This is a genomic window from Haloplanus sp. HW8-1 (genome assembly GCF_023703795.1).
Taxonomy (GTDB): domain Archaea; phylum Halobacteriota; class Halobacteria; order Halobacteriales; family Haloferacaceae; genus Haloplanus; species Haloplanus pelagicus.
Genome location: NZ_CP098518.1, coordinates 1,542,648 through 1,556,945 on the forward strand (window position 1 = coordinate 1,542,648; position 14,298 = coordinate 1,556,945).

A 14,298-nucleotide genomic window follows, 5' to 3' on the forward strand; every position below is an offset into this window, starting at 1 on the left:
CCCGGGAGGACATATGAGCGACGATACCCCCCTCGTCCTCGTCGTCGAGGACGAACGTGACCTAGCCGAACTCTACACGACGTGGCTCGCCAAGTCCTACCGCGTGCGAACGGTGAACGACGGTCGAGCGGCGCTCGACGAACTCGACGACGAAGTCAGCGTCGTACTACTGGATCGACGGATGCCGGACCTCTCCGGCGACGAAGTCCTCGACGCGCTCCACGAACGGGGACTCGACTGCCGTGTCGCGATGGTGACGGCCGTCGAACCCGACACGGACGTGATCGACATGGGCTTCGACGATTACCTCGTCAAGCCGGTGTCCAAAGAGAAACTGACCCGCACGGTGGCGAACTTGCTCGTCCGCGACGAGTACGGCGAGGGTGTCCGCAGGCTCTTCTCGCTCGCCTCGAAGAAAGCCCTGCTCGAATCGGAGACGAAGACGAACGCGCTCGAGGAGTCCGAGAAGTACCAGGGACTGCTCGACGATATCGAGAGTCTCCGGGCGGAACTCGACGACAAGCTCGCCCAGCTCAGCGAGGACGGAGACCTGACAAGAATATATCAGGATCTCGGCGAAGACGGCAGCAAAGACTAGTTAGTTAGACGACACTATTGCGGTGCGATTCGTTTTTCGATCCCCGTAGAGCCGTTGAGTCGGGGTGATCTTCGGCATCCGAAGTTTATGTCAGCCATCATCCGATTTAATTGATTATATTTACTATCAGATATTCTCGAAAAATTATATTTCTCTGCCGGCGGACAGGTCAGTTGCAATGTCCGAAAGTGACAGCGGCACGGTGGCAGCGTACCTGAACGACAACCCGCGGATGATGGGCGTCCTGTTCACGATGCTCCTGCTCCTCTCGCAGGCCGGCACCGTGGCAGCGAGCAACGGTGGCGGGATCTCGGGTCCCTAAAGGTCGGAGACGTCGAGTTCGTCGCTCCAGACGAGCGAGCCATCGATTTTCACCGGCACCGCTTCCAGCGAGAGAAACTGCTCCAGTTCGGTACGGTCGACCTCGAACGTCTTCGAGGTGCCCGACCAGAGGTGATACTCGTCGACGTCGTTGAGCCACGGCATCACCAGACTTCCCATCCCGTACGACGTCGAGGGGTACGTCTCCCACTCCAGTTCGTAGCCGTCGCCACACCGACGGAGCGAACAGACGTTGGGTGGACTCCCGTCGGTCCGGGCAAGCGAGAGACTACTGTCGCCGATGATGGTGTACTGATCGCCGATGATCGAGTCGCTGCGAGCGACGTCGAGGGCGCTTCCGACGGTGAATCCCCGGTTGAACAGACGGGCCAACATTCGGCCCATGCGGATGGCGCCGCTGTTGATCACGTCCGAGAGCGTGACGATGCCCGCGATGGCCCCCGCGTCGATGAGCGCCGACCCCTGTTCGTAGGACTGGCAGGCGTTGAGCAGAAAGGCATCGAGCCCCGCCGTCTCGAGCGTGGTGGCGTCGAGTCGACCGTCCGCACACTCGAACCCCGCCGCGTCGATGTGGCCGATGTAATGCAGGAGGTCCGACTCGGCCGAGAGGACCTCCCGTAGTTCCGACCGCCGGAGGTCGTGGTGGACACGCACGTCGAAGGGGAGTTTCTCACGGGAGCCGTACACCTCGTCGACCACGTCCCGTTCGTCGGCCATCCGGGGGTCGTTGCAGACGACCGTGATCCCGATGTCGCCGTCGGCGGGCGACCGGTCGAGGCGGTTGTAGAAGGCGTCGGTGGTGGCCTTGCTGGCGCCGATGGGCGCTCCCTCACCGACCCAGGACTGCTCTAGGGAGTCGGTCGTCTCCGGCTGAACGTACGACCGTGCGGTCCCGTCGGTCGACGCGCTCCGGGTGAACGTCGGGTCGCGGAAGAACTCGTCCGCGGCGGTCGTCTGGACCGCCGAACTCGGCTCGGGTTGGTCCTGTGGCGTCCGGACCACCGCCAGGTCGTTCGTCACGAACGGCAGCAGTTCGACGTTCTCGGGTGTGGGGGCGACGTGTGACGTGAGCCGCCACTCCGGGAGAGCGTCCTCGACGGCGCCGAAGGGAATCGAGAGGTACTCCTCCAGTTGGGTCGCGAGCGACTGATCGTACAACCACCCGAAGTCGAGGTCGAGATCCGTCTCGACGGCCGTACGCTCGTGGAGGTCGACGGAGTAGTACCCCTCCGTCCGCGTCACGCAGTCGAGGAAAAAGGTCTGCTTGAGGACGCGTTCGACCTCCGTTTCGAACCCGCGTACCGTGTTCAGGTCGTGTTCGAACCCCACGTCGGTCACGAGGCGGGGGCGGTCGCCCGGAACCACGTCGGCGGCCAGGTAGTACGCGAGCGGGGCTGCCACGTAGATCGACCGATACTCCGGCGGGAGTTCGAGTCGGACGCCGGTGTCGGGGGAGACCACTCCCTCCGGAACCTCGAGACGGTCGCCGAGTTCGACCAACGGCGGATGTCCCCGGAGCGTCGGATACGACCGCTCCGGCGAGACGGTCTTGAGCGCCGAGGGGAACTCGGAGACGGCGGCCATCACGTCCACGGGATCGTCCGTAGTCGTGAGGGTGGCGGCCGGACCTTCGTGGTGGGAGCGGGCCCCGACGCGGACCGCCCGCTCCCCGTCGAACTCGACGCGCGTCCGGGTGAGATCCGAGGCGACCGTCACGGCCCCCTCGACACGGAGGTAGATCTTGATCGGGCCACAGAGCTCCAGGCTGTAGCTTCCCGGCGGGAACTCCTCGTGGGCGAAATGTTCGGTTTCCGCGAGCATCTCGCCGGCGTCGTCACGGACACAGACCGAGACGACCGTCGGGAGTTCGATCGCCTCGGCGTCGACGGCCACGGCCGCGTCGACGGGGAACCGATGGCCGTCCGGATCGACCGGGGTCGGCGACGCCGGCCGGTCGGTGAACAGTCGGAACTGGTTGCGTTCGATCAGGTCGGTGACGATCAGTCCCGACTCGTCGTCGAGCGTCGTGAACGAGACTTCGAGGGACTCACCGTCCGCCTCGAAGGTCGAGTCGTTCGAACGCTCGGATCGACTCATCTCGTATAGTTCCTTCGGCGTCGCGCACAAAAGCGTATTGTCATCCCGTTGTCTAGTGTGTCACGGTCGATCACCGACCGGGAGCCAGTCCGACGTGATGTCCCGATCCCGGAAGTGCCACCGTTGGTGCAGGTCGTCCCCGTCGACCTGGAGTTCGACGGTGGCGTCGAACAGCGGTTCGAACAGTCCGACGGCCTCCGAATCCACGGCCCGTGGGAGCCGGAAATGCACCAGCCCGGACACCGATCTGGCCTGCGCGATGACCACGTGCAGGAACCGAAACGCGACCTCGCGACCGTGTGTGGCGAGCACCGTCGGGAGACAGTCGAAGGCCATCCGGAACTCCGCCGGTTCGAGGCCGCCCGCGAACAGGTCGAACTCTTCGATCACGTCGGCGATCGTCGTCCCGAGGCCGCGAATCGAGTCGTCGACGACGTGGGTTCGCGGCGTCATCTCGTCGAACGAGTCGGCCACTGCGGCGCTGCGTGCCCGCTCGCCACGGGAGATCACGCGTGCGTACTCCGCGGAGAGCGGACCGGTCTCGCGAAGCCGACGGACCGCGCTCTCCGGGTTCGGCTCCGGCGTCACGACGAGTCGACGCCGCGGCGGATCGGCGTCCGGATCGCCGAGCATCGTCCTCGACGCCTTCGCGAACAGTTCTTCCGGCACTGACCCGACGACGAGAAGCGCGCTTCCCTGCTCTTTCAGCGTTGCTAGGGCGTGGGCGAAACTGATCCCCTCGTCGTCGGGGCCCATCCCACCACCCGCGACCATCGAGTTTAGCCAGGGAACGAGCGCAAATAATTCTTCTTATGTCTTGGCTGCGGACGGCTTCACCGGTCGTCGAGGAACCGCTCGATGCGGTTCATCGCCTCCTTCAGTTCCGACAGACCCGTCGCATAGGAGACACGGAGGTGTCCGTATCCTTCATCGCCGAAGACGCGGCCGGGCACCACCGCGACACTCTCGGCCTGGAGCAGATCCTCCGCGAACTCCTCGTCGTCGTAGGGCGCCTCGGGAAAGACGTAGAACGCCCCTGTCGCCTCGAAACAGTCCAGCCCCATGTCCCGGAAGCGAGAGACGACGAACCGCCGCCGCCGGTCGTACTGCGTGCGCATCTCGGCGACGTCGTCGTCGCAAGACTCCAGTGCCTCCAGAGCGGCGTGTTGGGCCGTCGTCGGCGCCGAAAGCATCGTATACTGGTGGATGCGGTTCATCGCGTCGATGGCCTCGGATGGTCCGAGCGCGTACCCGAGTCGAAGCCCCGTCATGGCGTAGGCCTTCGAGAACCCGTTGATCACGACGGTCCGCTCGCGCATCCCGGGCAGGGTCGCGATGGAGGTGTGCTCACCCTCGTAGGTCAGCGCAGCGTAGATCTCGTCCGAGAGGACCGTCAGGTCGTGTTCGCGCGCGAAGGCCGCGATCTCGCCGAGTTCGTCCCCGCTCGCCGTCGCTCCCGTCGGATTGTTCGGATAACAGATCAGCAGTACCTCGGCGTCCGCGGCGCCGGCACGGTCGAGATCGTCGTAGGTGAGGACGAAGTCGTTCTCCGGACGCGTCGACACCGGGAGAGGGTCCCCGCCGGAGAAGCGCACACCTGGGCCGTAGGAGATGTACGCCGGTGACTGGATCGCGACGGCGTCGCCAGGGTCGACGAGGGCACGAAGCGCCAGATCGACCGCTTCGCTCGCCCCCGTCGTCACCAGAATCTCCTCGTCGGGGTCGTAGTCGAGACCGTACCGCGCGACGTGTTCGGCGATGGCCTCACGCAGTTCGTAGAGCCCCCGATTGGTGGTGTAGGAGGTGCGCCCACGTTCGAGAGAGTGGATGGCGGCCGCCCGCGCCTTCCACGGCGCGCTGAAATCCGGCTCTCCGACGCCGAGCGAGATGACGTCGTCCATCTCCTCGGCGAGTTCGAAGAAACGTCGGATCCCCGACGGCGGCGTCGATCTGGCGCGCTCCGATAGCTTCATGGCGAGATCGAGAGCCGGTCGTCCTCGTCGGTGTCGGTGAACTCCAGGCCCCGGTTCTTGTACGTGTCCATGACGAAATGCGTCACCGTCTGAGTCACCTCCGGGATCGGCGCGATCTGTTCGGCGACGAACATTGACACGTCGCGCATGGAGTCTCCCTCGACGGTCACGTCGAAGTCGTAATCGCCCGAGACGAGGCGAAGCGCCGTCACCTCGTCGAACTTCGCGATCCGACTCGCCACGTCCGCGTACTTCGTCTCCCGGTCGAGTTCCAAGTTGAGTTCCACCTCGGCCGCGACGTGGTCCGTTTCGACACGGCTCCAGTCGACGACCGCCTGATAGCCGAGTACCGCGCCCTCGCCTTCGAGTTCCGCGATCAGTTCCTCGACCGTAGCCTCGTCACAGCCCAGTTGCCGCGAAATCGTCTCCGTGCTTTCACGGGCGTCCTCGAGGAGGATATCGAGTAGCGCAAGCTTGTCGGCCATACGCCCCCCTCGGTGTCCCCCGTTGAAAGAGTTTGCTTACGTGTCAGTATCCGTCCCGACCGGGCCTCGGCGAAAGACCGATAGGCGGCGGCGACACAGTAGCGCCATGGCCCTCTCCGACGTGTTCCTCACGCCGCTGGGGCTGGTCGCCCTCCTGACGGTAATCCCCGTCGTCCTCCTCTATCTCGTCCAGCCCGACCCCCGCCGCGTCGAACTGCCGACCGTCGAGTTCCTGTTCGACGACGATCAGCGCGACGCGACCAACCCGCTGCTCGAACGCCTCAAGCGCAACCTCCTCCTGTTGCTCCAGTTGCTCGTTCTCATCGGGCTCGCGGTGTCACTCGCCGGGCCGTACGTCTCCGTCTCCGAGAGCCAGACCGTCGAGGAGACGGTGGTCGTCCTCGACGGCAGCGCGAGCATGGGCGTCGAAACCGACGGCGGAACCCGCTTTGCCGCCGCCGTCGCCGCCGCCCGCGAGGAGACCACCGGAACCAACGCCGTCGTCTTCGCGGGCGCCGAGAGTCGGATCGTCCTCCGATCCGGCGGCGACACCGAAGTGCAGACCGCACTCGACGGCCTCGCGGTGACCGACGCGTCGGCCGATCTGGGCGCCGCCATCTCGCAGGCGGCCTCCATCGCGGGCGAGAACGCCCGGATCGTCGTGTTCAGCGACTTCGCCGACGAGGACGGCTGGACCGGCGCCGTCCGATCGGCCCGCGCCCGCGACCTGCAGGTCGACCTCCGGCAGTTCGCCGGCGGTGGCGACGCCAACGTCGGCATCATCGGTCGGTCGTTCACCGGCCACAACGTCACCCTCGCGGTCAAGAACTTCGGCGACGAGTCGGTCACTCGGACGGTGTCGCTCGGCGACGGCAGTCGGTCGGTCCGGCTCGGCCCGGGCGGCGTCGAACGGGTGAGCCTTCCCGTCCCGGCCGGCGGGGGACGGGCACGGCTGACCCCCGGCGACGGCTTCCCCACCGACGACGTGGCCTACGTATCGGCCCCCGCCGATCCGACCGTCGACGTCCTCCTCCTGACGAACGACCGGAACCGGTATCTCACGACCGCGCTGTCGGTCGTCGACGAGGTGTCGTTGACGGTCGATAACCCGCCGACGACCGTCGAGGACGGCTACGACGTGATCCTCTACAGCGACCTGGAGTCGGAACGGCTCCTCCGGGGGAACGTCGAGGCGGGACGGGACGTGATCGAGGCGGGCGGCGGTGTCGGCGTCCTGGCCCAGTCGGACCCGCCGGACATCTACGGTGACCTCCTCCTGGTCACCCCGAACGGGACCGCCAGGAACCCGTCGATCGGGCGGGTGGCGACGGCCGAACTCACCCGGGGCATCGACTTCCCGCCGCCGAGCACGTATCTCAGGGGGTCGGTCCGGGAGGGCACGGCGCTGGTCGAGACGGCCGACGGGACGCCGCTCGTGGCGACGGGGACGCGGGGGGCGGGGCGCGTGCTCTACTACGGTTACGTGGGGGCCGACGATCCCTTCCGGTTCAACTACCAGTACCCCGTCTTCTGGAAGCGGGCCGTGTTCTACCTGGCCGGTCGGGAGTCGCTCCAGACGCTCAACCGCGAGTCCGGGAAGCGACTCCAGTTCGGTAACGAGACGCGGGTCGAGACACCGGACGGCCCCGTCTCGGCACGGAGGGTCTCACTTGATACGGTCGGATTCTACGCCGTCGGCGAGCGCCGGATCGGCGTCTCGCTGTACAGCGAATCCGAATCCGACGTCGACGCCGTCCCCCTCGCCGAGCGGTCGGACGAACCCGGCGTCACGACCCGCGAGGAGGAACGCCAGGTCCCGCGCCCGCTGACGTGGCTGGTCGGGCTGGCGGCGCTGCTCGTCGCCGTGGGTGAGGTCGCCTACCTCCGCCGGCGGGGTGATCTCTGATGTGGCTCCTCGCCGTCCGGACGGCGCTGTCCGACGGGACCGTCGTCGGCCTCGAACGACCGCTGGTCCTCGTCGCGCTCCCGCTTGCCGTCGTCGCCTTCGCCCTGTTGATCCGCTATCGGGCGTCGGGCACCGCTTCGGCGCGGAGTCGGCGTCTCCTGCTCGCCTCGCGGCTCGTCGTCGCGACCCTGATCGTCGTCGCGGCCGCCGGTCCCTTCACCGTCGTCACGATGGAGACGCGGGGTGACCCCTCGGTGTCGTTGCTGGTCGACCGCTCGAACAGTACGACCGTCTCCCCCGACGTCGCCGATGACCTCGCGGCCGACATCGAGGCGGCGGGCGTCCCGGCGACGGTCTCGACCATCGCTCAGGGGACCGACTCCCGCGTCGGGGACGGCATCGCCGCCAACCTCCGCGAGAACGCCTCGGTGGTCGTCGTCTCCGACGGACAGGTGACCGGCGGGACGAGCATCACCGAGACGGCGGAGTTGGCTCGGTCGCTCAACGCGACGATCAGCACCGTCGCCACGGAGCCGACCCGCACCGAGCGATACGTCAGCGTCGCGGGACCGAGCAAGGCGAGCGTCGGCGTCGAGAGCCGGTTTCTGGTGCAGGTCGCGGGCGTGCAGGCGGACTCCCCGGTCACCGTCCGCATCGCGGTCGACGGCCAGCCGGTCGCCACCGAACGGATCGACGAGGGGACCGGGAGCGTTCCCGTCACCCACACGTTCGAGGAGACGGGGAGTCACCGGATCACCGCCGAAATCGACGGCCAGGACGTCTTCGCGATCAACGACGTGGCCCGGAAAACCGTCCGGGTCGTCGAGCAGCCACGTGTCCTCTACGTCTCGCGAGGGAACTACTCCCTGCAGGGGTATCTCGACCAACTGTACGACGTGGAGACGGCGGAGTCGGTCCCCGAGAGCTTGGACCCGTACTACGCGGTGGTGGTCCAGAACGTCGCCGCCGGTGACCTGGGGAACGTCGACGAACTCCAGCGGTTCGTCATCGACGGCGGCGGCCTGCTGATGACCGGCGGGCCCCAGAGCTTCGAGAACGGCGGCTACGCCAACTCCTCGGTGGGGTCGATGCTCCCGGTCACCTTCGGGCCGTCGGCGCCCGGCAGCGCCCGCATCGTCATGCTGATCGACGTCTCCGGGAGCGCGGGCAGCGGGATGCGCATCCAGAAGGCCATCGCGCTCGACGCGCTCTCACAACTCGACGACGACAACGTCGTCGGCGTCGTCGGGTTCAACCACCAGGCGTACAGCATCGCCCAGCCTGCGCCGCTGAGCGAGAACCGCGGCACGGTAGAAGACCGGATCAGGCGTCTACAGGCGGGCGGGGCGACGAACATCGCCAACGGTCTCCGAGGCGCCGAGGAGATGCTCGGCGGCGAGCGCGGGACGGTCATCCTCGTCAGCGACGGCGGCGACACCGCGAGTCGGTCGGCGGTCGTGGCCGGCACCCTCAGCGGTCAGGGCATCCGCGTCATCGCCGTCGGCGCCGGACGGAACGTCAACGAGGGCGTCCTCAGGCGGATCGCCGAGGAGTCCGGGGGCAACTACTTCCGGGCCGACGAAACCGACCGCCTGCGCCTGCTCTTCGGCGGCGGAACCCGCCAGTTCCAGGGCGAGGGACTCACCGTCGTCGATTCGGGCCACTTCATCACGAGCGGGGTGACCCTGGAGTCGAACCCCGGGAACCGCAACGACGTGTCGATGCGGCCGGGGGCGGACTTCCTCGTCGCCGGCCCGGACGGCACGCCGGCGGTCGCCTCGTGGCGATACGGGCTCGGCCGGGTCGCCACCATCACGACCTACGGTCCGAACGGCGGACTGGACGGCCTGCTCACCCGGCCGGACTCCCTGCTCGTCACCAAGTCGGTCAACTACGCCATCGGCGACCCCGAGCGGAAGGCGTCGGGCGTGACCGACATCGCGGACACGCGGGTCGGCGAGCCGACGACGGTGATCTACCGGGGCGAGGCGCCACCGAGCGGGACCGACCTCGCGTTCAGCGCCGTCGACGAGGGCGTGTATCGGGCACAGGTGACGCCCACGGCGGTCGGCTTCGACACGGTCGCCGGCGCGACGTACGCCGCGAACTACCCCGCCGAGTACGCGGGCTTCGGCACGTCGCCGGCGCTGACCGAGGCGGTCCGGGCGACCGGCGGCCAGCAGTTCGACCGCGGCGACGCCGCCGAAATCGCCGCGTTCGCCCGCCAGCAGTCGACCCGCGTCCGGGACGTGCGCCGGACCTGGGACTGGGCGCTGTTGACCGCCGCCCTCCTGCTGTACCTGACCGAGGTGGTCGTCCGGCGGCTTCAAGTGTACAACGGTCGTACCAGAACCGAGAGTGGACTGCCATGAGCCTCATCGGCCGATCCATCAACCTCGCGCTCGCCCTCCTCATCTGTCTGGCCGTCGCCGGCACCGCCGGCGCGACGCTGTTCTACCAGGAGTCCGTCGAGGAACTCGACGCCCAGAACAGCCAACTGCGCCAGCAGAACGAACGCCTGCGCGAGGACCTCCGAACGACCGAAAGCGAACTTCAGCGCGCCGAACAGCGCCTGCAGGAACTCAACGAGAGCCTGCAGACGACCAGGAGCGACGTTGGACAGGTCTCGGAGAACCTCGAAGAGACCGAGAGCCAACTGGAGTCGACCGAAGAGGAACTCACCTCGACCCGACAGGACCTGCGGGCCGCCCAGCAGGAAGTCGAAGAGCTACAGGGCGAGGTGAACACGCTCGAATCGCGGAACGACCAGCTCCGATCGCGGGTCGGCACCCTCGAATCCACGAACGAGGACCTCCGGGCGGAACGGGACGACCTGCAAGACGAGGTGGACGACCTGAACGACGAGGTGAGCCAGTTGGAAAGCGACGTGACGAGCCTCGAGGACCAGCTCGAACGCCGGAACGACCGGATCGATCAACTCCAGCGGGAGAACGACCGGCTCCGGAGCGACCTCGCCGCCGTATGTTCCGAGTTCGACGATCCGCCACCGGAGTGTAACTGAGTCCGATGAGCGATTCGACACCCTCCGACGCCGACCCGCAAGCGAAGGCCGCACCCCCGCCAACCGAGCGCAAGCTCCGTCGCGCCCTGAAACAGATCCGTCGGGAGGGGCTGAAGGTCGCCGTCGTCTACGCCGTCGTCGACGCCGCGCTGGCCACCCTGCTCGCGAACCTCGTCGCGACGACCGTGGCGGTCCCCGGGTTGCCGGATCGGGTGCCGATCCCCGCGGCGCTCCTCGACGCCCTCCGGGAAGCGGGCGTGACGCTCGCGGAGCCGACGGTGTCGAGCGGCGCCGTCGTCGGCGCGGCGGTCGGCCTCGTCGTCCTCGTCGTCGAGGTGGCGTGGCGGATCCGCCGACCGCTGGTCGAGCAGTTCGCGGCCGCCAACCCGTCGCTCGCGGAGTCGCTGCGGACCGCCCGCGACGCCGTCGAACACGACCGCCAGTCGCGGATCGTCCTCCGACTCTACGAGGACGTCCTCGCGGGACTGGGGGACGCCTCGAGCATCGGCCTCGTCTCGATCCGTCGGGTCGCGGTGACCGTACTGCTCGTCTCGCTGATCAGCGTCGCGACCATCCATCTCGCGGTAGTCGACCTCTCGCTGACGGGCCTCGGCAACTCGCCGACGGCGGAGCCGGCCAACGGGAATCAGGAGGACTACACGGGACTGCAGGACGGGTCGTCGATCCTCGGCGAACCGGAGGACGTCCCTCCGGGTAGCGAGGAGCTAGAGGCCGGCATCGACACCAGCGGATCGGGGAGTGGCAACGGGACCGACACGGGAGACGCGACGTCGTACGAGAACAGCGGCCTCGGTTCGTCGACCGCCGTCGAGAGCCAGCGCGCGGGGTTCGACGAACGGGACCGCCTCGAAGACGCGGAGTTGATCCGCGAGTACAATCTCCGGATTCGACAGCAGACTGATTCCGACTCAGACACATGAGCGAACCAACGACCGACATCGACACGCTACAGGAACGGCTCGGCCGCGTCCGCCAGGAGGTCGGCAAGCGCATCGTGGGCCAGCGGGCGGTCCTCGAACACCTCCTCGTGTGCATCCTCGCCGACGGCAACGCCCTCCTCGAGAGCAACCCCGGGCTGGGAAAGACCACGATGGTCCGGACCGTCGCGGACGCGATCGACCTCGACTTCTCGCGGGTGCAGAACACCCCCGATCTGATGCCCTCCGACATCACCGGGACGGAGATCATCCGCGAGGCGGGCGGCGAACGCGACTTCGTCTTCGAGAAGGGTCCGATCTTCGCGAACGTCGTCCTCGCCGACGAGATCAACCGGGCGACGCCGAAGACCCAGGCCGCGCTCCTGGAGGCGATGCAGGAAAAGCAGGTGACTGCGGCCGGGGAGACCTACCAACTCCCCCGGCCCTTCTTCGTGCTCGCGACCCAGAACCCGATCGACCAGGAGGGTACCTACCCACTTCCCGAGGCCCAGACCGACCGCTTCCTCCTGAAGCTCGTCCTCGATTACCCCTCCTTCGAGGAGGAACGTGACATCGTCGACCTTTACACCGTGGGCGGGGCGGCCCCGCCGGTCGAGAAGGTGCTGACGCTCGAAGAACTCCGGGAGATCCAATCGCTCGTCCGGGAGGTACCCCTCGCCGACGACGTGCGCGATCGGGCGATCCGGCTGGTGCGGGCGACCCGCGAGGCCGAGACAGTCGATTTCGGCGCCAGTCCCCGGGCGAGCATGGGACTCATCCTCACCGCGAAGGCCCGGGCGTTCCTCCGCGGGCGCAACCACGTCTCTTGGGAGGACGTCGAGGCGATGGCACCGCCCGTCCTCCGACACCGGATCCTCCTCGATTTCCGCGCCGAGCGCGAGGGGTTGACCACCGACGACGTGGTCGAGCAACTGCTGTCCGAGGTCTGAGATGCCCATCGATCCCGGCTTCCTGGACGAACTCGACCGCTTCGAGGCGTCGCTGAACCAGCAGTCGACGGCGATCAAGCAGGGCGAACAGGAGTCGCCGAGCGTCGGCGAGGGGCTGACCTTCAGCGACTACCGCCGCTACTCTCCCGGCGACGACACCCGTCTCATCGACTGGCGCCTCTATGCCCGCACCGAGGAGTTCTTCATCAAGCAGTTCGAGGAGGAGCGCAACCTGACGGTGCACATCCTCCTGGACGCGAGCGCGTCCATGGACTTCGGCGACGGCGACGGCGACGAACACAAGTTCGAGTTCGGCGCCAAACTGGGCCTCGGGTACGCCTACCTCACCGCCGAGGAACACGACGACTTCCAGTTTTCCCTCTTCAGGGACCGAACGGAGCGGATCGACACCGGGAAGTCGACCCGGGGGGAGGTGCTGGCGCTTGTCGACCGCCTCAACGAGACGACGCCTGACGGCACGGCCGACTTCCGGACGGCGCTGGAGGAGTACGCCGCCGCCATTCGGTCACGGTCGCTGGTGATCGTCATCACCGACTGCATCGGCGACCTCGACGGTCTAGAGACGGGACTCGCATCCCTCGCGCGCAACGAGGTCGTCCTCGTACAGCCCCTCTCGCCGGACGAACTCGATCCGAGTGTCGGCGGCGACACCATCTTCGAGGACCTGGAGTCCGACCTGACCCGGCGGACCTACTTCGGCGGTCGCCTCGCCGAGCGGTACCGGTCCCGTGTCGACGCGTTCGTCGACGACGTGAGCGACCGCACACAGGACCTCGGGATCACCCACGAACTCGTGGCGACCGACGAGGACTTCTTCGATGCGTTCTCGTCGGTGTGGATCGGCTGATCGCGTCGTCGGTGACGTCCGTCGGGGTTTTGCGCCCGGACGCCGTACCGTCGAGGGTGGCGTACGCGGACCTCCTCGCCCGACTGCGGGCCGGCCTCGACCCGGTGACCGTCGGGGCCTTCCCCGATGGGAGTGTCGACGACTACTACCGACTCCGCGACGGAGCGACGACGGTGGCGTCCCGCGAGGCGTTCGCCACGGCGATCACTGCGGGTCGTGATTCCTTCCAGTTGGCTCACGTGAGGACCGAGGCGGGGGGGCAGGCGGTCAACGCGGCGCGACAGGCGGCTGCCCTCGGCGACGACGTGACCCTCATCGGCCACCTCGACCACCCGGCTTTCGACGCCGACTTCGGCTTCGAGACGGCGTCGATGGGCGCCCCTGCACGCGTCAGGGTCTGCCTGTTCGACGCCGACGACGTGATGTTCGTCGAGGAGTCGGCCGACCTCTCGGCGTGGACCTTCGCGGACCTGCGGACGGTGCTCGCGGAACCGGTCGCGGATTTCCTCGAACGCGACGCGCTCTGCTGTACGAACTGGGCGTCGACGCCGGGACTCGGCGACGCGATGCACGAAATCGCTGCCCGTGATCCGGACGGTGGAGTCTTCTGTGTGGATCCCGGCCCCCTCACGACGGCCGGCGCACGGAACCTCCTCGACGCCCTCCGACCGCTCGGCGACGCGTACGAGGTAGTGGTGAGCGTAAACGAGGACGAGGCGTCGCGACTCGCAGCGGCGACCGACGGCGGGGCGAGCGAGGATCCGACCGCCGCGGGAACGCTCGATGCCGTCCGCTCGGCGGCGGGAGCGACGGGCGTCGTCGTCCACGGGACGGCGGCGGCCGTCGCGGCGACGCCAGCCGGCCGGACGGCGGTGCCGACCCTCGACGTGTCGCGAGCCCTGACGGAGACGGGGGCTGGCGACCGGTTCAGCGCCGCGCTCGCACGATCGCTGGCGGACGGGTGGGAGTGGGACCTCGCCGTGGCTGCGGGCAACGCCTGTGCCTCACATTACGTCACGGGAGCGGGGACCGCCACGCCGGCGACGCTCGCGGACCACGTGGCGACCCACCGGCCGACGTGAGGGGTGAACCGAAACCATATACTGGTTGCCCCGTGGC

General features: G+C 67.7%; 13 protein-coding genes. 9 read left to right on the forward strand and 4 right to left on the reverse strand.

Annotated elements, in window-relative coordinates:
- The first annotated feature begins 13 nt into the window (after positions 1 to 13).
- Together NBT82_RS08135 and NBT82_RS08140 are read left to right on the forward strand one after the other, a co-directional pair.
- Positions 14 to 598, forward strand: a complete 585-nt coding sequence (locus tag NBT82_RS08135; RefSeq protein ID WP_251331039.1) for a response regulator — start codon at positions 14 to 16, stop codon at positions 596 to 598.
- Positions 599 to 776: 178 nt separating this feature from the next.
- The gene (locus tag NBT82_RS08140; protein WP_251331040.1) at positions 777 to 920 is read left to right on the forward strand and encodes a DUF7503 family protein; all 144 of its coding nucleotides are present in this window, start codon (positions 777 to 779) and stop codon (positions 918 to 920) included.
- On the opposite strand, the gene NBT82_RS08145 is transcribed toward NBT82_RS08140, so the two are convergent.
- The 4 genes from NBT82_RS08145 to NBT82_RS08160 are packed head-to-tail and all read right to left on the reverse strand — an operon-like array spanning position 917 to position 5,495.
- Positions 917 to 3,037 carry a hypothetical protein gene (locus tag NBT82_RS08145; protein WP_251331041.1) on the reverse strand — a complete coding sequence of 707 codons (2,121 nt, stop codon included), beginning with the start codon at positions 3,035 to 3,037 and terminating at the stop codon, positions 917 to 919. The genes NBT82_RS08140 and NBT82_RS08145 overlap by 4 nt on opposite strands.
- A gap of 60 nt (positions 3,038 to 3,097) precedes the next feature.
- Positions 3,098 to 3,811, reverse strand: coding sequence for a DUF7504 family protein (locus NBT82_RS08150; RefSeq protein WP_251331042.1), 714 nt, complete (start codon positions 3,809 to 3,811; stop codon positions 3,098 to 3,100).
- A 59-nt stretch (positions 3,812 to 3,870) separates the two neighbouring features.
- A complete protein-coding gene (locus tag NBT82_RS08155; protein WP_251331043.1) occupies positions 3,871 to 5,010 on the reverse strand; it encodes a pyridoxal phosphate-dependent aminotransferase in 1,140 nt (379 codons plus the stop codon).
- Complete coding sequence (locus tag NBT82_RS08160) at positions 5,007 to 5,495, reverse strand: Lrp/AsnC family transcriptional regulator (RefSeq protein ID WP_251331044.1); 489 nt, start codon at positions 5,493 to 5,495, stop codon at positions 5,007 to 5,009. Before NBT82_RS08160 ends, NBT82_RS08155 begins: the two co-directional genes overlap by 4 nt.
- A gap of 106 nt (positions 5,496 to 5,601) precedes the next feature.
- On the opposite strand from NBT82_RS08160, the gene NBT82_RS08165 reads away from it, so the two are divergent.
- Genes NBT82_RS08165 through NBT82_RS08195 form a run of 7 tightly spaced genes read left to right on the forward strand, consistent with a single transcriptional unit; the run spans position 5,602 to position 14,261 of the window.
- Complete coding sequence (locus tag NBT82_RS08165) at positions 5,602 to 7,401, forward strand: BatA domain-containing protein (RefSeq protein ID WP_251331045.1); 1,800 nt, start codon at positions 5,602 to 5,604, stop codon at positions 7,399 to 7,401.
- A complete protein-coding gene (locus NBT82_RS08170) occupies positions 7,401 to 9,773 on the forward strand; it encodes a VWA domain-containing protein (RefSeq protein ID WP_251331046.1) in 2,373 nt (790 codons plus the stop codon). The genes NBT82_RS08165 and NBT82_RS08170 overlap by 1 nt, the downstream gene beginning before the upstream one ends.
- Positions 9,770 to 10,423 (forward strand): chromosome partitioning protein, encoded by a 654-nt coding sequence (locus tag NBT82_RS08175; protein ID WP_251331047.1) that lies wholly within the window; start codon positions 9,770 to 9,772, stop codon positions 10,421 to 10,423. The genes NBT82_RS08170 and NBT82_RS08175 overlap by 4 nt, the downstream gene beginning before the upstream one ends.
- Before the next feature lie 5 nt (positions 10,424 to 10,428).
- On the forward strand, positions 10,429 to 11,364 hold the full coding sequence (locus tag NBT82_RS08180) for a DUF7502 family protein (RefSeq protein ID WP_251331048.1): 936 nt from the start codon (positions 10,429 to 10,431) through the stop codon (positions 11,362 to 11,364).
- Positions 11,361 to 12,311 carry an AAA family ATPase gene (locus tag NBT82_RS08185; protein ID WP_251331049.1) on the forward strand — a complete coding sequence of 317 codons (951 nt, stop codon included), beginning with the start codon at positions 11,361 to 11,363 and terminating at the stop codon, positions 12,309 to 12,311. The genes NBT82_RS08180 and NBT82_RS08185 overlap by 4 nt, the downstream gene beginning before the upstream one ends.
- 1 nt (position 12,312) lies before the next feature.
- Positions 12,313 to 13,179, forward strand: coding sequence for a DUF58 domain-containing protein (locus tag NBT82_RS08190; protein WP_251331050.1), 867 nt, complete (start codon positions 12,313 to 12,315; stop codon positions 13,177 to 13,179).
- 56 nt (positions 13,180 to 13,235) lie between these two features.
- A complete protein-coding gene (locus NBT82_RS08195; protein ID WP_251331051.1) occupies positions 13,236 to 14,261 on the forward strand; it encodes a PfkB family carbohydrate kinase in 1,026 nt (341 codons plus the stop codon).
- The last annotated feature ends 37 nt before the right edge of the window (positions 14,262 to 14,298 follow it).

What these genes read in the sequence shown, in the direction of transcription:
- NBT82_RS08135 (WP_251331039.1), top strand. Translation starts at nt 14, where the DNA reads ATGAGCGACGATACCCCCCTCGTCCTCGTCGTCGAGGACGAACGTGAC.
- NBT82_RS08140 (WP_251331040.1), top strand. Translation starts at nt 777, where the DNA reads ATGTCCGAAAGTGACAGCGGCACGGTGGCAGCGTACCTGAACGACAAC.
- NBT82_RS08160 (WP_251331044.1), bottom strand. Translation starts at nt 5,495, where the DNA reads ATGGCCGACAAGCTTGCGCTACTCGATATCCTCCTCGAGGACGCCCGT.
- NBT82_RS08185 (WP_251331049.1), top strand. Translation starts at nt 11,361, where the DNA reads ATGAGCGAACCAACGACCGACATCGACACGCTACAGGAACGGCTCGGC.
- NBT82_RS08180 (WP_251331048.1), top strand. Translation starts at nt 10,429, where the DNA reads ATGAGCGATTCGACACCCTCCGACGCCGACCCGCAAGCGAAGGCCGCA.
- NBT82_RS08190 (WP_251331050.1), top strand. Translation starts at nt 12,313, where the DNA reads ATGCCCATCGATCCCGGCTTCCTGGACGAACTCGACCGCTTCGAGGCG.
- NBT82_RS08155 (WP_251331043.1), bottom strand. Translation starts at nt 5,010, where the DNA reads ATGAAGCTATCGGAGCGCGCCAGATCGACGCCGCCGTCGGGGATCCGA.
- NBT82_RS08150 (WP_251331042.1), bottom strand. Translation starts at nt 3,811, where the DNA reads ATGGTCGCGGGTGGTGGGATGGGCCCCGACGACGAGGGGATCAGTTTC.
- NBT82_RS08145 (WP_251331041.1), bottom strand. Translation starts at nt 3,037, where the DNA reads ATGAGTCGATCCGAGCGTTCGAACGACTCGACCTTCGAGGCGGACGGT.
- NBT82_RS08165 (WP_251331045.1), top strand. Translation starts at nt 5,602, where the DNA reads ATGGCCCTCTCCGACGTGTTCCTCACGCCGCTGGGGCTGGTCGCCCTC.
- NBT82_RS08175 (WP_251331047.1), top strand. Translation starts at nt 9,770, where the DNA reads ATGAGCCTCATCGGCCGATCCATCAACCTCGCGCTCGCCCTCCTCATC.
- NBT82_RS08170 (WP_251331046.1), top strand. Translation starts at nt 7,401, where the DNA reads ATGTGGCTCCTCGCCGTCCGGACGGCGCTGTCCGACGGGACCGTCGTC.